Below are 25553 nucleotides of genomic sequence, written 5' to 3'. Positions count from 1 at the left end.
CCTATTGGACGAACGGCCTTATTTACGCGGTTTAAATTGAACACATCAACCCCATGTTAAAATTACGTTAAGTGAAAGACAGAATTCAGATACTAACCTGCGCTTTGATTTGAACCAATGTTATGCATACGTATTCACGAATCGGCAAGTAAAAATCCATGCGAATTAACATAAATAGAAGGTTTTGATTCTGCAATCGAAGCAAAATTCACACAAGTAGTTAAAATTCGAATACTCTTGTTTCTAATCCGTTTAATGAAAGTGTCGCTGTGTAATTCGAACCACTGAGATTAAATGTTATTCCTTTATGAGAAAGTAAAGGCTCAAGAGTGAGTTCAGTGGTATTTTTTTGTAGTGTAGAAATAGGAATGGTTAACGTTATAGTGCCAGAAGATTCTGTACTAAAGTTAGCAATAACAACTATACCATGCTCATTTTTTTTTCTCACAAAAGCAAATTGCATTTCCGTGTATGCTGTGCTGTCTGCGGCGAGATTCAATGCATGTAGGCTTTCATATTTTCCGGTTACAGCAGGATTAGTAGCTACAATACCCATAGTCTCTTTATAGAAATTGTGTAATGCTTTTTCTTCGCTTGAAGACTGGCCTGCGTCAAACTTGCCACCATTCATAAACCGCTGATGTGCGGGCACACCAATATAGTCAAAAATTGAAGTACGACTAGGGTCGCCAAACCCCGCTTCTTCACTACCGTCCTCACCTAAATCCTGACCAAAATACAAGAGGGTTGGTGAAGCACTTATCAGTGCGCTAACGGCGAGCGCAGGTTTACCTTTTTCTGCACTTCCAGCAAATTCCGGACTAGCGATACGTTGTTCGTCGTGGTTCTCGAGAAAGTGCAGCATATGAGTCGCAATATCGCTAACTTCATCGTGCACACTAACCAACTCACTTACCTTACCCTCTCCTTTCATTATCGTTTTCAAGGTGTCATAAAAGCCCACTTTATCGTAGAGATAATCCATCTTTCCTAGCTGAATGTAGTCTCTGTATCTATCGGGTTGATAAACTTCCGCTAGCAAAAACGCATCCGGGTTTCTGTGTTTAATGGCGCTGTTTAAAAATGACCAGAATTCTACGGGCACCATTTCAGCCATGTCGAACCGAAAACCATCAACGCCTTTATCTAGCCAGTAAATGGCGATGTCTCTGAATTTGTACCACGAATCAGGTAACGATTTATCAGCCCAAAAAGCGGCATGCTCTTCTACAGGCATATTCCGATAGGCTTCTGGTAACTTAGGAAAGTCGTAGCTTCCGTCTGGTTTTACGCCGTAATTAATCTTAACGGTTTCATACCAGTCGTTAATATCGGGCTGTGGTGCTCGACTGCCGTTGCCCGTCCATTTAGCCGGAAATTCATCAAACTTTCCGTCAACCAAATGATGCTGATTTTTTTCAGTAGCTTTGCCGCCTAAAACGCTATCTGCAACGCCCTCTGGCAATACAAAAGGTGTTTTGGGTATGTAATAGAAATTATTGTCTCGAGAATACCCTTGCGATGTATCATCGTTAGCACCGAAGTTATCATGGCGTGGCGAAAAAGATTGATAACGGCGTGCAACATGATTAGGCACTATATCGATAACCACTTTCATACCGTGCTGATGAGTGCGCTGGATAAGCGCTTCAAATTCATGTAACCGATTTGCGGGGTTATCTGCTAAATCAGGGTTAACGTTGTAATAATCTTTAACTGCATAAGGTGAACCGGCACGCCCTTTAATAACATCAGGATCATCGTCAGTAATACCAAAATTAAGGTAGCTGGTAGCAAGGGCATGATGTGGTACACCGGTATACCAAATATGAGTGGTACCTAAGGCTTTAATACTTTGAAGCGCTTGTGGTGTGAAATCACTAAATTTCCCCACACCATTTTCTTCGATTGTGCCCCAAGGTTTATTGGTTGTATTGGTATTCCCGAACAATCGAGTAAAGACCTGATATACCACGGGCTTGCCAGAATTAGAGGGAATTTCTGTCACTGAGTTATTCGCGTTCTCATTTTCCATGAGATCGGCTCCTGACTGTGGGTAAGCGATACAGGATAATAGGCCTAGAGATAAAACCGCTACCGTTAATTTCTTAAACTTTGAGCTTTTGTCAGCGCTTATTAGAGGAGTTTGTGCCGCGTTTTTTGCCACACTTTTGAGCACGTGGAGGTGATTTGTATTTTTGATATCTAACACTACAAGCATACCTTTGTATTGGATTGCCAATAGCATACTCGTTAAGGGAATGTTAAAACAATTCCATACGTATTCAGTAATAAATTAATACGATGTGATTGCTTTGTTCCGTTTCCCTTGTTCTTCGATTTGTCCCTCAATCTGGAATATTTTAGTCGTCTATAGAGAAAAAAGTGCTCAAAATTATACAGATACTATGCCGCTTTACTGGCAGTAAATTCTTCTTCTGCTTTCATGGTGGCACCAAACATATTTTCAGTTAAGCTGCCGGTAAGATCATTTTTAATTCGCAATAAAAAGCTACGCAGCGCCGGTGTTAATTCACTCTCGATAGATTTTGGCTTAATGCGATACACGGCACGCAAGCCGTTGTAGTCAATTGGGTCGCCCAAACGTTCAAAATTAAACCCAAACATTTTTAATCGGCGTGCCAATTTAGGCTCCATCAATACGTAGGCATATTCCATTTCCTGTTCAACGCAAATGCTTAGGGCGATGAAGTAGAGCGCCAAAGACAAATAAGGTATGTGTTCCAGCAGCACGCTTTCCGCTTTACTCACTTTCTGTTTACCAGAAGGCTTGAATGGCGCTTTAGCTTTAAGTTGTCTGACTCTAAACGACTTCGGAATAGCTAAACGAGAAATTTCACAGATTGAAGTTCTACCAAGCTGAGCGGGCACTAACGCTTTGTCTTCAATAGCGTGAATACACTTTTCCTCTAGCGGTAAGGCTTGGTTGCGAAGAGCAGGCATAATGATACGAATCGTTCCTGCACAATCCCCTGTTGGTAAGTGTTTGATGTAACAATTGACAGAATAGTCATCATATCTATCAATTTCCAAGCCCGTAGAGCGCTCTTTTTCGAAGTTCATTTCTTCACAATAAACTTCGTGCCTTGTGCTGAAACATGTCTCTCGGTCTTCGTTGTTTTGTGCTACCACAAGTGAGTAACGACTAAAGAAAAAATTTGATAGCTCATCCATCTGTTTTTTCTTTCTTTTGTTTCTCAATTTCTTCAAGTTAGAAGAAATATGGTTATGAATTGTTTTTAATTTATTTAGCGAAGTAGCGACACGTTTTTTCAATTTTTGGTCCTCTATAGATTTAGCAGGCCCAGTTTGAAAAGCATGACAAAAGCTCACCTTGTGCTCACACACAATTTCACTCTCGAATACAACGATTCAAACCGATTTATAGTTTTGATTGATTATTATTATCCCGGCTCTCACGTATGAGGCTATTACCTGAGATATACTCTGATTTTGCTAAACGATCGTAAAGAACAACGTTAGCGGTAGCAGCTAGATTCATACACGAATAGGTGGGTATGTAGACAACATGGTCACACCACTCAAGTACGCTTTTATCTAAACTGCCATCTTCTGGTCCGAAAATGTACATTGCATTTTCGGGGTGTTTAAATTCTGGTAAAGGTAACGCGCCTTCTACTAGCTCTATGGCTACTACACTTGCATTTTCTGGCACGACCTCTTTTAAGTCATCAACGCCAATAGTAGGGATCTTTTTATGGAAAGCCTTCGTATCAGCATTAAAGTTCTTTGCAATCCGGTATCTGTATCCGGTGTAAAACACACTTGATACTCCGTAACAACCTGCAGCTCGTAAAATTGAGGCAACATTAACGGGGTTTTTCGGGTTCACTAACCCGATACTTACTGTTTGCTTTGAAAGCGAAAGGGAACTCACACGACCTCTTTTTATTATTCTGTTATTTTATTGCGCAATAGTTTTTTGATACTGCCACTTTGGGTACTGCTATGTCACGCCATTCTAATTTATTAGTTAGCTCGGTATCGCTTAATATTGTTATACTTTAGTTTATTTACGCGACGGTTTTATTACTGTGTGTAATCTGCGATTCTACTTTCGAGTTCGATATAACTCGTCTTGCCATCCGTCTTCCCTGCCCATAGCCACGCAGTAATTTCTTTTTATCCATTGTTAAGCGCCTAACGCAAAATGCTTCATCAGGCGCTATGACCGTAATCGTGCAGTCAGACGGCGGATTTAAAAGAAAATTCAATGTTTCGTTATAAATATTTGATCTTTTCCTCATCTTATCTAGTAAGGCAGGTTGACCGCCATACATTTTTTCTAACAGCCACGCTGTTTTCACTGTAGGTTTTGTAAAGCCCTTAGGTTGAGAGAGCACCACAGTAATCTCACGGGCACCCATCTCATAAGCTTTTCTTACCGGTATAGCATCAGCTACACCGCCATCAACATAGCGTTTGCCCTCTATGATGGGCTGCTCTCTGAACGCTGTTGGAATGGCACAGGATGCCACCATCAATGCATCAACATTTGCTTCCGTTGCTTGAATGTATTCACATTCACCCGACTCGACGTTGGTGATCCCTACATACAATGGCATGGCTGCTTTTTCACCTGGCGCTGGTATACCTAGTGACTTCTTAGAATGGTGCCATAACCAATGTACATCAGTCATATGCCCACCCTTTATAAATCTCATTGGGCTAAAAAATTCTCGTTTAGTGGCGTATTGCGTAATAATGGTTTTGCTAAGACCGGGCATTCTAGCCACGTAAGTGGAAAGGTTAGTTGCTCCCGCTGAAACTCCTATAGCGAAATCGAACGGATAGTAGTTTTGTTCCATGAACTTATCCAATACGCCAGCTGCAAAAACTCCGCGCATCGCACCACCTTCTACCACTAAAGCTGATTTCATTGTTTCAATCTCCGTAAACGCAATATGTCGACCTTACTGCTTAATTAAATCCATCTACTGTAGCGCCCCTAGCCATGTGAAGCCCAGGGATGACAATGTCACTCAAACAGACCTTTCGACGCGCATACCTTTCGTTAATGCGCAGCTGTGCATAATCATGCACTTTTACTATGTTGCAATGACATGTGGTGACCGCCTATAGCGTAGGTTAAATAAAGCAAACTATGTTCCAATAGCGCAAACTTTTATTTTGCCGGAATCGGATGAGAAAGATGTAAAAGAAAAGCTGATTTGCTTGATGGAAAAATGGTTTAACAAATGAAAAAGCCGTGGAAAACCACGGCTTTAGTTTTTAACTAAATTTTGAGGATTATTTAGCGTTTACGGTAAGTGTAGGCGACTGACCATTAGGGCCAGATACTTTAAATTCGTATAGCCCTGCATCACTGACTTCAATAACGAGATTATTGTTGCTAAATGACAACACTTTTGGCTGCCCTGGGGTCACAAGGTTAGATGTCGCATCATTTGGATTACCCAAGTTAACGGTATTCCAATCTTCTGATGCCACTTTAAACTCTGCACTTCCTACGCTGAGTTCAATGTCTACCGTGTATTCACCATCACCTTGATAGGTAAATAGGTCAGTGGTTCCCCACCCGTTCATCCCACCACGAACGTATACTTCCGTGTCACCGAAATAGGCCTCTTTATACACACCTATAGTAGGGTTATTCTCGTCATTCACATCAAAAACAAACACATAACGGTCAGCTTCTTCAATGGTCAGAAGCAGATTATCGTTTGTTCTTGCCAAGGCAGTCGTTTGGCCAACGTTTACATTTTTATCCGCGTCATCAGCACTTAATGCACCAAAGTTAACCGTATCCCAATCTTCAGAAGCGACTTTGAATTCATAACTACCAGGGTCTATGTCCATTGTCACCATATAGATACGCCCCCCTTGATACAGAAGTTCGTCACTGGTGCCCCAATCGTTTACTGCACCTCGAATAAACACAGGTGTTCCAACATAGGGCTCTTCGTTAATCACCGTTAGCACCGGTGATTCAGATTCAGAGGCATTAATGGTAAATAAATACGTGGCGTTTATTGCTGGCGTGAATGCTAAATTATTGTTGGTCCGCGCTAACACTTTAGGCTCATTTTCTATCAGCGCAGCATCATCACCTTCTGCAGCACCAAAGTTAACCGTTTCCCAATCTTCTGAAGCAAACTTAAAGCCGTAAGTGGTTCCACCCTCAAGGGCAACGGCAACTTCGTATACGCCATCACCTTTATAAATGAATGGGTTATCAGTCGTCCAACCGTTCATATCGCCGCGAAGGTAAGGGGTAGTCTCGCCATAAGGCACAACATCCGGCGCACCAGAAGTTGCATAGGCCGATAACCCATAACCTTGTGCGCCTGATTGTGGTTTCACAAATACAGCAATAGTCAGTGCTGGAACGGTGAAAATACCATTCCCGTCTTCTGCTTCGTTAAACGTTGCCCCTCGAACCGCTTCATCACTTGAGTTCATTTGCAGTGCATGTAATGAAAACCCAGTTGCGGTATTAATACTAATGGATTTCGTTTCGTACCCCGTATTCACAAGCACAACAATGGCATCATTTTGCGTATCAAGATCGGCGCGGGCTTCTCCGTCAGTGTCAGCGTCAGAAGCAACACCGTCATCAATGCTCATGGCTATCAAACCTTTTTGCTGGTTTGAACCAATATTATGAAAGCCAATACGGTCGATGATGTCGTCAGCGGAGGTTAAACGAAATAACGGACTTTCCATACGAATGGCAAGCAACTCGTTAAATACCTCTGACGCAAATATGATGTCGGCCATAGATGCATCACGTTCTGGGCTATAAATAAACTCCCCCATTTCTTCCCAACGAACTTCATTGTCTTCAGCTAACGGTAAACCCACGTTCCAGTTATTGGTTTCATAGGTAAAATCAACGAAATTGAACCAATCACCTGCGTCATAGGTGTTTCTGTCCATAGACTTAGATCGCAGTAAATCACCGCCCATCTGTAAGAATGGAATACCTTGCGACACAAGCGGAATACCGATAGCTACGTTTTGTGCACGTACGCGCTCACTCAACGAAATGTCCATTGGTAATGTATAGTTCAGCTGATCCCATAAGGTTTCATTATCATGTTTAGATACATAATTAATAATGTCGGCTGGGTCTAATGCGTAACCACCTAGGTTACTGGTATTGCTAGCTACGCCTGCCGAGGTTTCAAGCACATAGTCTTGCAGTGTGCCTATCATGCTCATTTTCACTTTGTCTTGGTCGCTTAACAGCGCGTCAGACTCAGGTGAAAAGATATTACCTTGGCGAATAGCTTCACGAATTCTATCGTTGTACGTGCCTATTTGCGTACCGGCCATATTCAGCTGGTTCGCTTGTTCGTAGCCTCTGTCGATGCGCGTCCAGCCCTCACCGTAGAAGTAATTATCTTCATCTAATGCTTGTACGCTGTTGCGCAATTGCAACATCGTCTCTTTAGAAGCTTGGCTCATGATGTCAAAGCGAAAAGCATCGTATTTGTAATGCTCGGTCCACAGGAGTAATGAATCCAGCATTAATTTTTTCATCATTACGTTACGCGGTTCAGTATCATCACAGCAGGTTTCACGAACAATATCACCGGTGTCGGTTTCATAACGATGGAAATACCCAGGTACAACTTTGTCCAGTATAGATTTCGCAAACACGCCAGAAGCATTGGTATGGTTGTATACCACATCTAATGCAACACGAAGTCCCATCTCATGCAGGGCTTGAATCATTGCCCGCATTTCGACAATTCGTTCTACACCTTCTGCATTTGATGCATAGCTACCTTCTGGTGCGTTGAAATGATGTGGATCGTACCCCCAGTTGAAACCATCAATAGCACGCATATCACTTGTGAGCTGCTGTGCTTTCGCTGCTTCAGCGAGAGGGTCGTAGCTGTTATATACATCAATAAGTAATATGGCACTGTTTTCTTCCTCACAAACCACGGCATCCGCATTAAGGCGACATAAGTCTGCTACCGTGTCGAATAAACCAACGGTCTTTGTTGGGTCTTCATCAATGGTGGCAATATCGTTTGCGGGCAGCACATGGAAGTAGTTTAAGCCTGCCTCAACCAATTTTTGTAGATGTAAAACAGGGGCCGTGTTTTGCTCTGTAAATGCTAAATACTTACCACGATTTGCTTCGCTTGTAGACATATCGCGAATACTGAAATCACGAACATGGCCCTCATAAATAACCGCATCTTCAGGGTTTTCTAATGTAGGAATGTTCTGAGTATCCCACCCGTCTGGTTTTAAATCATCATCTGATAAGTTCACAAAGCGAGAGAAGCGGCCATTGGTGCTAAGGCTTACCGAATAAGGGTCTGTAACTTCAAGTACTTCTACCGCCCCCGTTTGCGGATGAAAAACCGTGACTTCATAGCGATAAAGTTGTCTATCTAACGACATATCGCCTTCAAATTGCCAGATACCTGTATTAGTGTCGCGCGTCATCGTATAGCGACTCGCCAGGGTTTTATTGTCGTTGTAAGTTAGCAAATCTACATTTTGCGCTGTGGGGGCCCATACCGATACAGCAATACCCGTGTCAGAATAAACAGCACCTAAACTTGCTTCGTTTGCATCTTCATCACCCGCGGTATAGATAGCATCTATAGCCTTTGCGTTTTGTAAGCCTGTTGCTGCTATTAGAACCCCGTCACTGTCATACCCCCCTACTACGGCCTGAGTGGTTAAGACAGTTTTAGCGTCCTCTAGGCTCCAGTCTCCTTCCCAAGCCTGAAGTGCCGCTAGGTTTTCAGCTTCAGCAGTTTGGTTTTCATCTAACGTGGCAGGCATTAACGCTATTGAGGTGCCGTTGATACCATCTTCCAGTGAACTCTCTAAGTCAGCATTCGCCGAATAGTGAAGCTTCACGGTAGATACGGTATCAGCCACATCCCACAATATCGTATTAGCATCTAACCAATGTGCACCAAAACCTTCTATATCTACAGGCTGTGGTCCAAGAGACATAATGGGGTATTCAAACAACGTGGGCTCCCCTGACAACGTAAAGTTCATACGCACGTACGTTTCATCATCTTGAACTAGCGAAGCTTGAAAGTCTGAACCGCCCAGCTCTTTACCGGCATCGTCAGTGCCTAAGTGAATGATAAAATTGTGGCAGTTATCAAAATTGTCTTTTAAATCTAATACCCAATACGCACCATAATTAGGATCGATACCCGTATGTTGACGTCCGTTTGCCCAGTCAGTATCTGCATCGGCATAAGCGTCGCATTCATCATTGTTCCATGTATGTAAACGCCAGCCTTCGTACGCGGGGTCGTTTGTGGAATTATCAGCATCAACAGCCGCGCGGTTGTAGTATAAAACTGCTTGATTATCGGCAGGGAAAAATACCGGTAGTGGCAAACTCGGATCGGCGCCAACTACACACGCATCATTAGTTTCATTAGGTACCGTGGGTGCATCACATTGAATAGGCGGCGGCGCGACGCACGCTGTGCCGTCTGCATTAGGTACGTTTGGTACATTACAAGTCAGTAAATTGTTCGAGCCAGACTCAACACCTGAGCCTCCACAACCTACTATAAAGAGCGCCGTTAGGATAAGCACTGCAATGCGCCACATCTTCAGCATTGATATTGGTTTTGTTAACATGGATAACTCCAAATTTTTCTTTTTCATAAACGCAGTATTGGCAGCGATAGCCTTTGGTTTCAGCTTCTGGGAGATAGGTAAAATGCTCATAATTGATATGTCATCCCCAAGTAATACTGCGTTCCGAAAAACTGAATGGTGCCGGTTTGTTCAGAAGAGGTGAAATAGCTTTTGGTAGGTTCGTCGGTAACGTTGTTAACTTGAAACAATACGCTCCAATTGTCGTTAATTTCATAGGATGCTTGGTAATCAACAACCAGTTCAGAATCAAAATTCACGGTTTGATCGTTTACTGCCACTTGCTCAGACACAAAGAAATCGCGATAACGCCCAGATAAGCGAGTTTCAAACCCTTCGTATTCCCAAAATAGCGTTACCGTGGCCACATTTTCAGATAAGCCAGGCAAGCTATCCGAATACACCGAACTACTCAACGTACGTTGAATTTCACTTTCCGTGTATGAGTAACTAGCGGTTACCCCTAAACCAGACCAGAAGCTTGGCAACATGCTATAAATTTCAGTGTAGGCAATTTCAACACCGCGAATATAGCCACCTTCAGCGTTATTCACTGCAGTGCTATAGCTGCCATTTTCTGTAGGAACCGTAACAAAAATAGGGTTGCCATCAGCATCCCGTGACAACTCAGCCTCTTGCCCTACAAATTCAGGCTCAAGATACACAGGAACCTGAACCGACGCTGGCACCACAATGCCGTTGCCACTAAAATCATAAGGTTCTATGTTAATTTCTTCGATGAAAGATTCTATGTCTTTGTAGAATGCCGCCAGTATTAACGCCCCTTCGGTATCATCAAAATAGTATTCCCATGAAATATCGTATTGGGTGGCATAAAAAGGTTCTAGGTACGGGCTATTTGTCGCGTTCCCGTTTACCTTGGCGGTAGGTTGCGACAAGGTCACTTCCCCGGAATCTCTATCTTGCACTGCGGTTACCGTTTCAACGGTGGTAGAAGCGTTTGCCGCAAATCTATTGATAGGCGCACGGCCCATCACTTTAGCTGCGGCTACTCTTAGTTGCGTATTATCCGTAAGCGCAAAATTTAGGTTGATAGACGGCAACACATCGTCGTATTCGTGAGTAAGCGTTGTGAAGCGATAAAAGTTGTTAATAAGGCCGGCATCGTCGGTAATGTTTTGCGCGCCAGCGGTGGGATCACTGACTTCAACTGTGACACCGGTTTCTGGATCGGTAATTAACGATGTGGCACGCTGGTAAGTGGTAGAGCTTTGTTTTGTTTTTACGTAACGAACACCCACATTTCCGGTTACAGGCATACCCGCAATCTCAGTACTGAGTCCCGCCATCAAATAAGCGGAGTTTACAGTTTCAAAGACCTGTCCACTTTCTTGCATAGTCCAAGATGTAGACGGCCCCGTACCTGGACCATTAATCACGCCAGCAGCCCCTGGCCCCCAGGTTTGAACTGGTTGAGGATAGCCACTTGGAAACCATGCATTAAGTGCACTGTTTAAATCTACCGACAAATAGCTTGGGAAATAACTAAAATCGCCAGCCCAATCAACTTGCTCTACCATGTCATCCGTTAAACGCAGCGGTGGCTCACTTGCAGAAAACGCACTGTCGTTTCCGTATTCAAATACCGAACGATCGTTACTGTACTCTCTATCGGAATAGCGATAGCCAAACTCCAACCCAGTCACGATGGGCATATCGACAAAATATTGGAAATCTACCTTATAAGCATCAAGCTCGTCTTTGTTAACAAATGGATAAATGCCGTATTTACTGACCATCACCCTATCGATATCGGAAAATGCATCTGCTTGATTAAATGCTAAATCAGGAAGGTTGTTGCCATTCAACAAATACGAGATTTGAACGTTCTCATCAAACACTGGGCTGACAGCGTTAGCATCTTCACTGACTAAAGACCATAACAAGCCATTACGGAAATCACTTTTCGCGGTGGAACGAGACACATCAAATTGCACCGATAAGTCAGCACTAATTTCCCAATCTGCGTTAATACCAAAGTTTTCAACGCTATCGAAATCTTGGTTGTCGTCGTTAACTAACTCAACTCGAGTAAAGCTACTGTCTGTTCGTGAGAAAGTGCCACCAATCACACTATTGTTTACAATAACAGGGTTCGTGATGCCTGCCGTTATCCCCCCTAGCTTGACTCGATACCCACGGGCAAATTCTTCTGAATCGAACTTAGAGATAAACGCATCGGCTTTTAAGGTGAAGTTTTCTAATGGCGCCCACTCTATGGCTGCAACGTAACCGTCGCGAGTTTGCTCGCCACCCTTGTGTTGAATCTCAAAGCCTTCAGAAATAAGCTCACATTCTGGGCAGTCGGTGCCAGCTCTGTCGTTGTCACCTTCAATACCATCTACATCAACAGCCCCGTTATACGCTAAACCCACAAACTGAGTAGAAACACTGGGTTGGAATAAGCGTGCATAACCTAGGGATAAACCGACGGTGTCGTCCATGAACTTTCCTTGATAGGAAAAGCTCAATCGATGACCAAATTCGCTCGCATCCGATATCTCACTGGCTCGGTCGTTATACATGCCACGCATATTGGCACTGAACTTATGCTGCTCCTCCATGGCTAACGGGCTTGCTGTCTTCAGCTCTACCGTTCCAGCGATCCCCCCTTCAATCAGTGATGCTTTAGGCGATTTATATACACTCGCTTCGGTGATTAACTCTGAGGGGTACTGGTCGAACTCAATGGCTCTGCTTCCACTGGTAGACACTTGCTCACGTCCATTTAATGTAGAGAACACAAAGTCACCCGCTAAACCACGAATGTTAATCTCGGCCGCTTGGCCCCCTGTACGAACTGCAGATATACCTGGCAATCGGGTAAGCGCATCTGCCATAGATACATCAGGCAAACCGCCCAAATCATCAGCAGAAATTTGTTCTGACACCGTGTCAGAAAAACGCTTTTGGTTGAGTGATTGTATGAGGCTAGTACTAAACCCCCTCACCTCTATGCGTTCGAGCGTTTCCTCGGATATATTGTCGACCGGTATATCTTCACCTGTTAATTGGCTACTCGATTGATTGTTACTATTTATCGCAGATTCGCTGACTTCATCAATGGTGTCTTCTTGCGTTTGTTGAGCGTATGCTGGCAAAGTAAATGCCAACCCGCTGCTGACCAACGCCACCATGATGGGCTTAAGTTTGAATGTTCTCATTGGTGCCCCGTTCCTTATTTTTTATCAACGGTTTGGGAATACCACACCCAAACCCGTCACTTATGGTTCTGCCATAAATAGTATCGGGTTGTATAAAAAGAGAGCAACACTATGCATACGTATTCATTTACATTAAATTTACACAAAATTAAATATTAGCAGCGGCTAACTTAATTAGGATAAGTAAGATATTGAATTGCAATGAGGAAGGTCCCCCTCAAGAATAACTTAAGGGGGAAATGGAGTCGTTGACGGCTTCGGAATGTTAAATAACGAGGCGCGATTTATGGTGATTTACAGCAAGACACAGTAACTTGCATCACAGCACACAGGCCAATTAAATTAAAAGCTTACAGACGTTTTATTTGCACTATCAATCATTGATTGAATGTATGCGTCATGAGTGGGTAGCGATGCTATTGGTTCACGCTTAATGTTATACAACGACGATAGCATGGCTTGCGTTTTCTCATCTGAAAAGCTATTCGCTAACCCATGATAGTCTTCAGGGACTAGCCCTTGCCCATACATAACTTGCAGCCAAGAGCTCTCTAAAAATAAGTCATTTTGTTCACGCACTAAATTGCCATTTTGTTTGAACAACGCCATTTTGTGAGTTAACGAATCTGGCAGGGTTAAATGGCGCATATCGCGCCAAAAATCACTGTCTTCGCGTTCATTTAAACAATAATGTAATACTAGAAAATCTCGTATTTGTTCAAATTCTACTTTTGATTGTGCGTTGTATTCTTTAACCGCACTATCTGAGATACCTTGGTGCGGGAAAAGCTTAATTAACCTCACGATAGCTGATTGAATAAGGTGAATACTGGTAGACTCCAAAGGCTCTAAGAAGCCAGAAGAAAGCCCTACCGCGACCACATTTTTATACCATTGTTGTCTACGACGGCCAGTAGTAAATTTAATGAGTTTAGGATCGCCCAGTGGTTTAGTGTCAAGGTTAGCCATCAAGGTGTCGTGGGCTTGGCTATCACTCATATAGCGTGAACTATATACGTGACCATTGCCATTACGATGTTGTAAAGGAATTCGCCACTGCCAACCAGCACTGTGCGCGATAGAACGGGTGAAGGGTGCGGTATTTTCATGGCGTTCAGAAGGTACAGCAATGGCGGAGTCACAAGGCAATAAATGAGACCAGTCATCATAGCCTGCCCCCAGCGTTTCATTAATTAACAGCCCTCGAAAACCTGTACAGTCAATAAACAAGTCCCCTTCAATGGCATGGCCATTTTCGAGATGTAATGCTTTTACATTCCCACTGTGTTTGTGTCTTGATACGTAGCTGATTTTACCTTCAACACGTTTAACGCCCAGCCCCTCGCTAAGTTTACGCAGGTATTTAGCATACAATGAAGCGTCAAAATGATAAGCAAAAGGAAGCTCTAAAACCGGGTCTTTCGCGTTAATACGTGCAAATTTACCTGCCTCAGCCGCTAAATAGTTAAGGTCATATTCCCACAAATCATGTTTTAAACCCTGCTGACGTGCTTTTAGCCAGAAGTGATGGAAATGACAGAACGCCATGCTTTTGCCTGGCGCACCAAACGTGTGGTAGTACTGTTGCCCCTGTTGCTTCCAGTTTTCAAAGCGAATTGCCAGCTTAATGGTGGCCTTGGTATCGCGAAGAAAAGTGGCCTCGTCAATACCCAGCACTTGATTAACTAGTCTAATGGGCGGGATGGTGGCCTCGCCTACGCCTACTGTGCCAATAGCCTCAGATTCGACCAGGGTAATATTCACTGCGTCGCCAATGACTTTTTTGAGCAATGCCGCTGTTAGCCACCCTGCTGTGCCGCCGCCTGCAACTACAACACGTTTTACCGGCGTTTGCTTAGCTTCTTGGTGATCCCTTGAATGTTGATCGGTTGCCTGTTGGTTCGCTGCTGTTTTATTTGCTACTGCCATACTCAGCCCTTACTACTTACTTCACCACACTGTAGATGGTTTACTTGTGCTTTTACAATAAAAAACCACCTTTTGCTTCGCCGCCAAAATGCATATTCGAGCGCTGAAACAACAAGGTGGCTTGTATTTATTCTAATGTTAGCTTTCGCTCAACCATTAGAAGGTATAGTTAAAGCCCAACAAGTAGTTAGTACCGTAAGATTGATATTGCGTAATTTGACGAGAATCCGCCTGAGACGCTTGAATATCATCTTCATCAGTTAGGTTTTGCGCTTGGAAAGTAACACGTAGGCCTTCCAGAGACTCAATACCAGACTCACTAAAGTCGTATCCGATTTGGGCATCAACCAAGGTACCGCCTTGCTTAGTAGCATCTACCAATGCCAAGCTAGTACCACGTTCTTCCGTTAAGTAGTCATCACGCTTGGTTGCTGCAACACGGAACTCGAAACCATTGCTTTCATAGAAGAACGTCATACTGTATGACTCTTCAGACAAGCCTGGAATACGGGTTTCTGTTTGCGTTGGTGCTGCGTCTACTTCACCTTCCATGAAGGTTGCACTTGCGAACAAGCCAAAGCCTTCTAGTGACTCATGAAGCAATTCACCTGGCAATGAACCTTGTAGTTCATAACCGCGCACATAACCTTCGAAACCATCTAGTACACTGCCTACAGAACCTAGGAAAGTAGCAGGCGTTTGCCCTTCTGAACCTTGGTGTAAATCAGGAATGTAAACATCAGAGAAATCCGTAAGTACGCTAGTATCGCGATGCCAGTTTTTAATATCTTTATAGAAGAATGATGCCGCTACATAACCCGTATCCGAGAAGTAGTTTTCATAAGCGATATCTAACTGGTTAGCTTCAAGGGGCTTAAGTTCAGGGTTACCTGAGCTACCACTCCAAGGGCCATTTTCAGGATCGGTACTGGTAATTTGGTTATCATTAAACGCGAAAGACGCTTGCGTATTTGGACGCATATCGTCCATACGTGGTCTTGAAATGACTTTACCTAATGCGAAACGTACAAATTGACCTTCGGCAACTTCTGCTGAAAGGTTAAGCGTTGGTAGTACATCAGTGTAATCAGCGCCGCCCGAAACCGGTACCGCTACTGTCATACCATCAGCATCTGACGTGGTTGAAAAACCCGTAGATTGCTGGTCAGCATTAACCACTTGTACACCCACGTTACCGCGAATATAGATATCACCTACTTCCATTTCTAAATCAAATTTAGTGTAGAAAGTCAGCAACTCTTCATCAACCGTATAGCTATCACCTAAACGATCGTTTTGCACCAGTTTAGCATCGGTAGCAATGTAATAACCGCTTTGATACAAACCTAGAGAATCATAAGCGAGAATTCCGTCTATACCAATGAAGTCCAGGGGTACTACACCCAGTACATCTGGAATAGCGGCATCACCAGGATAGCTTGGTGCGGTTAGATATGCGCCATCATTTTCTTTGGTTTTGCTACGATCTGAGTAAATAACACCCGCAGACATGCCAGTTACTACGCCCCATTCAACGTACCCTTTAGCATCGAAACGATAGGTATCAAGGTCTTCTTCATAATGCGGTTGGTTCACGAAACCGTCTTGTGCGTCGGCACCAATAATAGGTGCGCCCCAGGCTTGTGGACCTGCAAGACGAATTAAGCTTTCATCAGTAAGGTCGACAGGTGCAATGCTTGGGTGATCAGAATATACCGCGCCGGTAGACGTCATTTCCCAGCTACGAGCAGTAATAGGACGTCCATCAATTCCTGCACGGCCTACACCTGAATAACTTTCCACATCGATAATGTCTTTTTCAACTTTACCGGTAGAGTAGTCGAACTCTAAGGTCCAGTTATCATTTAAGATGTATTCTGCATTCACGCCTACCGTCGTTAAATCGGCTTCTTGAGTACGAGCATCGTTACGAATCACTGAATAGAAGCCATCGTAGTAACCTGAGGTTACTAAGCTATCTTCAACACCAGTAATGGTATATTCGCCAGTACCCCATTCAGCACCGCCTTCTTCAAGACCACGACGAACGTCATCTTCTACGAAGTCGATATAAAGCGCATCTACTTGAACATTTAGTTTATCTGTAGGCGCCCATTCAACTACACCGGCGATAGAGTCACGCTCTAACATTGCTGAACGTGCAAATGAGTCATGCCCACCTAAAATGGTAGTACCTTCTGTAACGTCAACACCGTCAGCGGCATTATCCGCGTTTGCACCTGCATAACCCCAACCACGGAAATGTTGTTCTTGACGCGGTGATTCCATGCTAGCAACAGTTAGTGCAAGACCAATAGTATCGTCAGCAAATTGGTCAACGTAGTTTACTGAAATACGATGTCCATTATTGTCGAAGTCTGGGTTTGGTGCATCTTCAGCATTCTTTTCGTAGGTGCCGTTGATAGCGAATGTACTTTTAGCTGCAAGCGGACTAATGGTTTGAAGGTCAATTGAACCACCAATATTCTGGGTGGTCATGCCAGCTTCTGCTGTTTTATAAACAACAATGCTAGAAATGATTTCAGTTGGGTAGAGGTCGAATTCAACGCCGCGGTTGTCGCCCATACCTAATAATTCACGACCGTTTAGTGATGTACCTACGTAGTTTTCGTTGAAACCACGTACTGAAATACCACTTGTACGACCGTTTCTACGCTCACCGGCTAAGCCAGGCAAACGTGAAATAGATTCTGCAATACTTGTATCTGGTAATTTACCGATGTCTTCTGCGGATAACGCTTCAACAATAGAGGTGCTATCCATTTTAATCGCTTGAGCGCGTTGCAAGCTGCCACGTATACCGCTAACTTGAATAACTTCAACATTAGCTTCATCAGCTGCTTCAGAATTTGTTTCTTGTGCAAATGTAGGCGAACAACCAAAAGCTACGCCACCAGTGATCAGCGCAACCTTGATGAGATTTGGTTTAAATTGATTCATAAAACAGGTGTCCCATTCAGTTATATTTGTTGTCTTTTTGTTATTTTTATGACAATCGAATGACAATGTATCCAGTCGCTGATAATCCTATAGAGCACACGGGCTTTGCACAATTGCTTGCATACGTATTCATAGAAAATATTCAACACCTCATTAACATTAACTCTCATGAAATTATTGAAATTTAACAACAAAATTACGCAACATCGCCGCTAAACTGACCTTTTGTTGTAATTTTGTTACGGCACTTAGCCATTTTAAGACGGGTTATGCAAGGTTTTAAATATAGATGACGAATGCCAAATTAGGGATATTACTAGTAAGGAATTTTCTGTTGACCATCAATAATCAGGCACAAAAAAGCCCGCTAATTAGCGGGCTTCACTTAAACACTTGCGTGCGCTTTGCTAACTACCAACCCGTAGTTTCGCGAAGTGCCTTACCGATTTCAGCAAGAGAGCGAACGGTTTTAACGCCCGCGTCTTCTAGTGCTTTAAATTTCTCATCAGCTGTACCTTTACCGCCAGCAATGATTGCACCAGCGTGACCCATGCGCTTACCTTCAGGTGCAGTAACACCCGCAATGTAAGAAACAACAGGCTTAGTGACGTTAGCTTTGATGAATTCAGCAGCTTCTTCTTCTGCTGTACCACCAATTTCACCAATCATAACGATAGCTTCTGTTTGAGGATCATCTTGGAATAACTGTAGGATGTCGATGAAGTTAGAACCCGGAATTGGGTCTCCACCGATACCAACACAGCTAGACTGGCCGAAACCTTCGTCAGTAGTTTGCTTAACCGCTTCATACGTAAGTGTACCAGAGCGAGAAACAATACCTACTTTACCAGGCTTATGGATATGACCAGGCATGATACCAATCTTACACTCTCCAGGAGTAATAACACCTGGGCAGTTAGGACCAATCATGCGAACGCCTTTAGCATTTACGTATTCTTTAACGTAAAGCATATCAAGCGTTGGAATACCTTCAGTAATACAAACGATAAGCTCGATGCCAGCATCAGCAGCTTCAACGATTGAATCTTTACAGAATGCAGCAGGTACATAGATAACAGTCGCAGTTGCGCCTGTTGCTTCTACCGCTTCACGTACTGTATTGAATACTGGAAGACCTAGGTGCTCAGTGCCGCCTTTGCCTGGTGTTACACCACCAACCATTTGCGTACCGTAAGCAATGGCTTGCTCAGAGTGAAAAGTACCTTGACCACCAGTGAAACCTTGACAGATTACTTTGGTATCTTTGTTAATTAATACAGACATTATTTGCCCTCCGCAGCAGCAACAACTTTCTGTGCTGCATCAGTTAGCGACTCAGCAGCAATGATATCTAGACCAGAGTTCGCTAGAACTTCACGGCCAAGCTCTGCGTTTGTACCTTCAAGACGTACAACAACAGGAACACTAACGCCAACTTCTTTAACCGCGCCAATGATACCTTCAGCAATCATGTCACAACGAACGATACCGCCAAAGATGTTAACTAAAACAGCTGAAACGTTGTCGTCAGATAAGATGATTTTGAATGCTTCTGCAACACGTTCTTTAGTCGCGCCGCCACCAACATCTAGGAAGTTAGCTGGCTTGCCACCGTGTAGGTTTACGATGTCCATTGTACCCATTGCTAGGCCGGCACCGTTAACCATACAACCTACGTTACCGTCTAGCGCAACATAGTTAAGTTCGAACTCAGCAGCATGCGCTTCACGTGCATCTTCTTGAGTAGGATCTTGCATAGCTTTAACTTTAGGCTGGCGATATAACGCGTTGCCGTCTATAGCTAGCTTAGCGTCAAGACAGTGAAGGTCACCATCTTCTTTAATTACAAGCGGATTAATTTCAATCAATGCAACATCAAGATCTTCAAACATCTTAGCTAGGCCAAGGAAAATCTTAGTGAATTGTTTGATTTGAACGCCAGAAAGACCAAGTTTAAACGCCATTTCGCGCGCTTGGTAAGGCTGAGCGCCAACAATTGGGTCGATTTCAGCTTTAAGAATTTTCTCTGGTGTTTCTTCAGCAACAGTTTCAATCTCAACGCCACCTTCAGTAGAAGCCATAAACACAACACGACGGGTTGTGCGGTCAACTACTGCACCAAGGTACAATTCGTTAGCGATATCTGTGCAAGTTTCAACAAGGATTTTGCTCACAGGCTGACCATTTTCGTCAGTCTGGAAAGTCACCAAATTTTTGCCAAGCCAGTTTTCTGCGAAAGCTTTAATTGCGTCAGTATCTTTAACTAACTTAACGCCACCTGCTTTACCGCGACCACCTGCGTGGACCTGACATTTAACTACCCACTCACTCCCGCCAATGCGGTTAGCGGCCTCTACAGCACTTTCTGGAGTGTCTGCTGCGTATCCTTCAGAAACAGGTAGACCGTATTCTTTGAATAGCTGCTTACCTTGGTATTCATGCAAATTCATGGTGTTTCTATCCGATTTTTAGTAAGACAAAAGCCGCTTTCGCGACTTGATTAATTAGACTGATATTATAGGGCGAATATCAGCGTTGTGGCAGCAACGCGACTTACATTAATAAGAAACGCAGCTGCACACAAGACTAAGAGAGGAAAGCCTTACACGTCTAATAGAAGGCGTGTTGGATCTTCAAGCATCTCTTTGATTGTTACCAAGAAGCCTACTGACTCTTTACCATCAACAATACGATGGTCATAAGACAGGGCGAGGTACATCATTGGCAGAATTTCCACCTTACCGTTAACAGCCATTGGACGATCTTGGATTTTATGCATACCCAAAATAGCGCTCTGTGGCGGGTTAATGATAGGCGTAGACATCAATGAACCAAACACACCACCGTTAGTGATAGTAAAGTTACCGCCTTGAAGGTCTGCCATCGACAATTTGCCATCACGGCCTTTAATTGCCAATTCTTTAATTCCTTTCTCAACACCAGCCATACCTAGTGTATCCGTATCTTTTAAGATAGGCGTAACTAGACCGCGAGGTGTTGATACCGCGATAGAGATATCGAAGTAGTTGTGATAAACAATGTCATCACCGTCAATCGATGCATTCACATCTGGGAAACGTTTAAGTGCTTCAGTTACCGCTTTCACGTAGAAAGACATGAAACCTAAACGAATACCGTGACGTTTCTCAAAGCTCTCTTGATACTGCTTACGAAGTTCCATAATTGGCTTCATGTTAACTTCGTTAAACGTAGTTAGCATAGCAGTAGAGTTTTTAGCTTCAAGTAAACGGGTTGCAATCGTTTTACGAAGACGTGTCATAGGTACACGTTTTTCTGTGCGATTACCCGTAGGTAATTCAGCTGTTTCAGCTGCAGCTGATGGCGCTGAAGCCGCTGGTGCACTGCCACCCTTAAGGTGTTTTTCTACGTCTTCTTTAGTGATACGGCCATTTTTACCCGTACCTTTAACTTTCGCTGCATCTACGCCTTTTTCTGCCAATAAGCGGCGAACCGAAGGACTCAGTGCATCGCTGCTGTCATCTGAATCATCAGATGTAGCGTCAGACGACTCAGATGCTGCTGCACCTGACGTTGCGCCTTCAACAAATTTAGCAATCACTTCTTCAGCTGTCACTGTTGCGCCTTCTTCGGCAACAATTTCAGATAGTGAGCCATCAGCTGGCGCTACCACTTCTAGAACGACTTTATCAGTTTCGATATCAACCAAGTTTTGGTCACGGCTTACCGCTTCGCCTACTGCAACATGCCATGTGGCGATGGTTGCATCAGCTACCGACTCTGGTAATACAGGTACTTTAACTTCTGACGTTTTACCGCTAGCTGCAGGTGCTGCTTCTTTTTTAGATTCAGCTTTCGATTCAGATTTAGCTGGCGCAGCGCCACCCTCTTCTAATTTAGCAATAACTTGCTCGCCTAGTACCGTTGCACCCTCTTCATTAAGAAGCTCACCGATAGTTCCGTCGGCTGGTGCTACAACTTCCAGCACAACTTTATCAGTTTCAATGTCAACCAGGTTCTGGTCACGCTTTACCGCGTCGCCGGCCTTTACGTGCCAAGTTGCAATGGTGGCATCGGCAACTGACTCTGGTAGGACCGGAACTTTTATCTCAATTGTCATCATTGTTCCTTATTTAATAGTGAGTGCGTCTTCAACCAGCGCTTTTTGTTGCTGATTGTGAACGGAAACATAACCTACTGCAGGTGAGGAAGATGCTTCACGACCTGCATATGTTAATTTGGCGCCATCTGGAATTGCTTGCCAGAAGTGGTGTTGACTGCAATACCAAGCTCCTTGGTTTTGCGGTTCTTCCTGACACCAAACCCAATCTGTAACGTGGCTGTATTGTGCCACAACTTTAGCGCATTCTTCTTGTGGGAATGGATAAAGTTGCTCCAATCTTACGATTGCAACGTCTGTTTGTTCATTTTTACGGCGCTGGTCAAGCAAATCGTAGTAAACCTTGCCTGAACACATCACCACACGCTTAACGTCTTTCGGATTAATATCGTCAATTTCGCTAATTACGTTGTGGAATTTGCCTTCTGCTAACTCTTCAAGAGAAGAAGTCGCAAGCGGGTGACGCAATAAGGATTTAGGCGACATAACGATAAGCGGTTTACGCATAGGCCGAACCACTTGACGACGAAGCATGTTAAATACTTGCGCAGGTGTTGAAGGTACACATACTTGCCAGTTGTGATCAGCACACATTTGCAAGAATCGCTCAAGACGAGCCGAGCTATGCTCAGGACCTTGACCTTCGTAACCGTGTGGAAGCAACATAGTTAGACCACATAAACGGCCCCACTTTGCTTCACCTGAACTCAAGAATTGGTCAAATACAACTTGTGCGCCGTTTGCGAAGTCACCAAACTGAGCTTCCCATATAGTTAAGCACTCAGGTTCTGCAGTCGCATAACCATATTCAAACGCCATGACCGCTTCTTCTGATAGCACAGAGTCGTAAATCTCAATCTTCCCTTGGCCATCACGAATGTTTTGCAGTGGCATGTAGGTCGAGCCATCAGCTTGATTATGCAATACCGCATGACGGTGGAAGAAAGTACCACGGCCAGAGTCCTGACCTGTCATACGAATATCTTCACCTAAATCAACTAAAGATGCATAAGCCAGATTCTCTGCCATTCCCCAATCAAGTTTCTTCTCACCGTTCACCATGGCCTTGCGGTCTTGGTATAGCTTGTTTACACGAGATTGAAGTTTATGACCTTCAGGGAAACTTGTTAGCGCTTCGCCAAGTTCCTGAAGTTTTTCAACACTGATAGCGCCGTCATATGGGGTATCCCAATCATGACCTAGGTATGGAGACCAGTCTACACTGTGCTCTGTCATCGGACGCCATTCTTCAACGACACATGCACCATGATCAAGTGCAGCGCGATATTCTTCTAAATAGCGGTCAGCATCACGCTGCTCAATAACACCTTCAGCAATGAGCTGATCGGCATAAATAGCGCGAGGTACAGGATGCTTCTTCACTTTCTGGTACATAAGCGGCTGAGTTGCATTTGGCTCGTCAGCCTCGTTATGACCATGACGGCGATAACACACTAAATCGATAACCACATCACGCTTGAATTTATTGCGGTATTCAAGTGCGAGCTGTGTCACAAAAGCAACCGCTTCTGGGTCATCAGAGTTAACGTGGAAGATAGGAGCCTGAACCATTTTCGCAATGTCAGTACAGTATTGCGTAGAACGGGTATCTTCTGTTTTTGACGTTGTAAAACCAACTTGGTTGTTCACCACAATACGCACCGTACCACCCACGGCGAAACCGCGAGTTTGTGACATATTGAAGGTTTCTTGAACTACGCCCTGCCCAGCAATCGCTGAGTCACCGTGGATGGTGATAGGAAGTACGGTGTTAGTATCGTCGTTACGACGTTCAAGACGCGCACGAACCGAGCCCATTACTACCGGATTTACAATTTCAAGGTGAGACGGGTTAAATGCAAGCGCTAAGTGAACATTGCCACCTGGCGTAGCAAAATCTGATGAGAATCCAGCGTGGTATTTAACATCACCTGCGCCTAATGAATCATCATGCTTACCGGCGAATTCATCAAACAATACTGATGGGTTTTTACCCAACACGTTGACTAGTACGTTCAGACGACCACGGTGAGCCATACCAATAACCACTTCTTTAGTGCCTGCAGCACCTGCATTAGTGATTAGGTTTTTAAGCATAGGAACCAATGCATCGCCACCTTCCAGTGAGAAGCGCTTGGCACCTGGGAATTTAGACCCGAGGTACTTTTCCATGCCGTCAGCAGCCGTTAGCCCTTTTAGCAGGGTTAGTTTTTCATCTTTAGAAAACTCTGGCTTTGCTTGCACTGACTCAATTTTTTGCTGTAACCAGCGTTTTTGGTCTGTATCGGTAATGTGCATATACTCAGCACCGATAGAACCACAGTATGTTCGGTTAAGTGATTTAAATAACTCACCTAATGACAGCGAATCTTTACCAATGGCAAAAGACCCTACGTTGAACACACTGTCAAAATCTTTATCAGAAAGATTATGGTGAGACAGTTCTAAATCACGAACGCGCTCTTGTTTCCATAACCCTAGCGGATCGAGGTTGGCATGCTGGTGACCTCGGAAGCGAAAGGCGTTGATAAGCTGTAACACTTTAACTTGCCTGTCATCCGAGACCGGAGTGCCTTCAACTGGTGCGCTCGACATTCGTGCTGTCGGGCCTAGAGCAGCTAGCTTCCTAAACTGATCTTTAACACTAGTATGGTTGGTTTCAAGTTCAACGCCTTCGACCTTGGGGAGGCTATCAAAGATTTGACGCCAAGTATCGGAAACGCTCTGCGGGTCTTCCAAATACGATTCGTACAATTCTTCAACATAGGCAGCGTTGGCACCTGCCATATGCGAGGAATCCCACCACGCTTTCATCACGCTTTCTTGCATTTAATTTGCCTTGCTACGTTTTGTAAATTCTATTAACCATCGGTTTGTATTATAAGGTTATTCGTGACATAACCAAGCGTTATACCGATGAATACAAAAAAAAATAGCCATCACATCCGGATGGCTATTTAGAGCATTGCTTTCTGTTACTCAGAAGTAGACAGAATATAGTACTTAAACAGCCCGTTGTAAAAGCATAGACTTAATGTGTCCAATTGCCTTTGTCGGGTTTAATCCTTTCGGACATACACTTACACAGTTCATAATACCGTGACAGCGGAATACGCTAAATGCGTCATCTAGGTCGTTCAAACGTTCATCGGTTGCAGTATCACGGCTATCAATAAGGAAACGATAAGCGTGAAGCAAACCAGCAGGCCCGATAAATTTATCAGGGTTCCACCAGAACGATGGGCACGACGTAGAACAACATGCACATAGAATACATTCATACAGTCCATCAAGCTTAGCACGTTCTTCAGGAGACTGAAGGTGTTCTCTTGCAGGAGGCTGTTTATCATCGTTGATTAAGAATGGCTTAATCTTTTCATATTGGGTGTAAAACTGTGTCATATCCACCACAAGGTCGCGTACTACTGGCAGACCTGGAAGTGGACGAACAACAACTTTACCTTTACCTAATGCAGACAATGGCGTAATACAGGCAAGACCATTCTTACCATTCATATTCACACCGTCTGAACCACACACACCTTCACGGCACGAGCGGCGGAATGATAACGTTGGATCCTGCTCTTTAAGAGCAATAAGTGCATCCAACACCATCATGTCACGACCTTCCTCTACTTCTAGAGTGTAGTCTTGCATGCGTGGCTTGTTATCAACATCAGGGTTGTAACGATATATCGAAAATTGTAATTGCATGA

General features: G+C 43.9%; 13 protein-coding genes. All 13 read right to left on the bottom strand.

What is annotated here, in order from left to right:
• Positions 1-220: 220 nt before the first annotated feature.
• Positions 221-2035 (bottom strand): alpha-amylase family protein, encoded by a 1815-nt coding sequence (locus JKP82_RS07405; RefSeq protein ID WP_258544357.1) that lies wholly within the window; start codon positions 2033-2035, stop codon positions 221-223.
• A gap of 371 nt (positions 2036-2406) precedes the next feature.
• Positions 2407-3195 carry a PEP-CTERM/exosortase system-associated acyltransferase gene (locus tag JKP82_RS07400; protein WP_218396465.1) on the bottom strand — a complete coding sequence of 263 codons (789 nt, stop codon included), beginning with the start codon at positions 3193-3195 and terminating at the stop codon, positions 2407-2409.
• Positions 3196-3403: 208 nt separating this feature from the next.
• Positions 3404-3919, bottom strand: a complete 516-nt coding sequence (locus tag JKP82_RS07395; RefSeq protein WP_057791637.1) for an RNA methyltransferase — start codon at positions 3917-3919, stop codon at positions 3404-3406.
• Positions 3920-4055: 136 nt separating this feature from the next.
• Positions 4056-4922 (bottom strand): patatin-like phospholipase family protein, encoded by an 867-nt coding sequence (locus JKP82_RS07390; protein WP_218396463.1) that lies wholly within the window; start codon positions 4920-4922, stop codon positions 4056-4058.
• A gap of 370 nt (positions 4923-5292) precedes the next feature.
• Complete coding sequence (locus tag JKP82_RS07385) at positions 5293-9645, bottom strand: alpha-1,6-glucosidase domain-containing protein (RefSeq protein WP_373996589.1); 4353 nt, start codon at positions 9643-9645, stop codon at positions 5293-5295.
• Positions 9646-9731: 86 nt separating this feature from the next.
• Positions 9732-12848 carry a TonB-dependent receptor gene (locus JKP82_RS07380; RefSeq protein ID WP_218396461.1) on the bottom strand — a complete coding sequence of 1039 codons (3117 nt, stop codon included), beginning with the start codon at positions 12846-12848 and terminating at the stop codon, positions 9732-9734.
• A 342-nt stretch (positions 12849-13190) separates the two neighbouring features.
• Positions 13191-14777 carry a tryptophan halogenase family protein gene (locus JKP82_RS07375; protein ID WP_159530117.1) on the bottom strand — a complete coding sequence of 529 codons (1587 nt, stop codon included), beginning with the start codon at positions 14775-14777 and terminating at the stop codon, positions 13191-13193.
• A 156-nt stretch (positions 14778-14933) separates the two neighbouring features.
• On the bottom strand, positions 14934-17738 hold the full coding sequence (locus tag JKP82_RS07370) for a TonB-dependent receptor (RefSeq protein ID WP_218396459.1): 2805 nt from the start codon (positions 17736-17738) through the stop codon (positions 14934-14936).
• A 411-nt stretch (positions 17739-18149) separates the two neighbouring features.
• Positions 18150-19022, bottom strand: a complete 873-nt coding sequence (gene sucD / locus JKP82_RS07365; protein ID WP_013783986.1) for a succinate--CoA ligase subunit alpha — start codon at positions 19020-19022, stop codon at positions 18150-18152.
• A complete protein-coding gene (gene sucC, locus JKP82_RS07360) occupies positions 19022-20188 on the bottom strand; it encodes an ADP-forming succinate--CoA ligase subunit beta (protein WP_159530111.1) in 1167 nt (388 codons plus the stop codon). Before sucC ends, sucD begins: the two co-directional genes overlap by 1 nt.
• A gap of 152 nt (positions 20189-20340) precedes the next feature.
• Positions 20341-21837 (bottom strand): 2-oxoglutarate dehydrogenase complex dihydrolipoyllysine-residue succinyltransferase, encoded by a 1497-nt coding sequence (odhB, locus tag JKP82_RS07355; RefSeq protein WP_159530109.1) that lies wholly within the window; start codon positions 21835-21837, stop codon positions 20341-20343.
• Between the two features lie 9 nt (positions 21838-21846).
• The gene (gene sucA, locus JKP82_RS07350) at positions 21847-24666 is read right to left on the bottom strand and encodes a 2-oxoglutarate dehydrogenase E1 component (protein ID WP_159530107.1); all 2820 of its coding nucleotides are present in this window, start codon (positions 24664-24666) and stop codon (positions 21847-21849) included.
• Between the two features lie 174 nt (positions 24667-24840).
• Positions 24841-25551, bottom strand: coding sequence for a succinate dehydrogenase iron-sulfur subunit (locus JKP82_RS07345; protein ID WP_057791623.1), 711 nt, complete (start codon positions 25549-25551; stop codon positions 24841-24843).
• Positions 25552-25553: the final 2 nt, after the last annotated feature.

It is taken from the genome of Alteromonas lipotrueae, assembly GCF_019249215.1.
Taxonomy (GTDB): domain Bacteria; phylum Pseudomonadota; class Gammaproteobacteria; order Enterobacterales; family Alteromonadaceae; genus Alteromonas; species Alteromonas lipotrueae.
The sequence above is the reverse complement of the archived record's forward strand: the minus strand, read 5'-3'. Positions and strand labels throughout refer to the sequence as shown.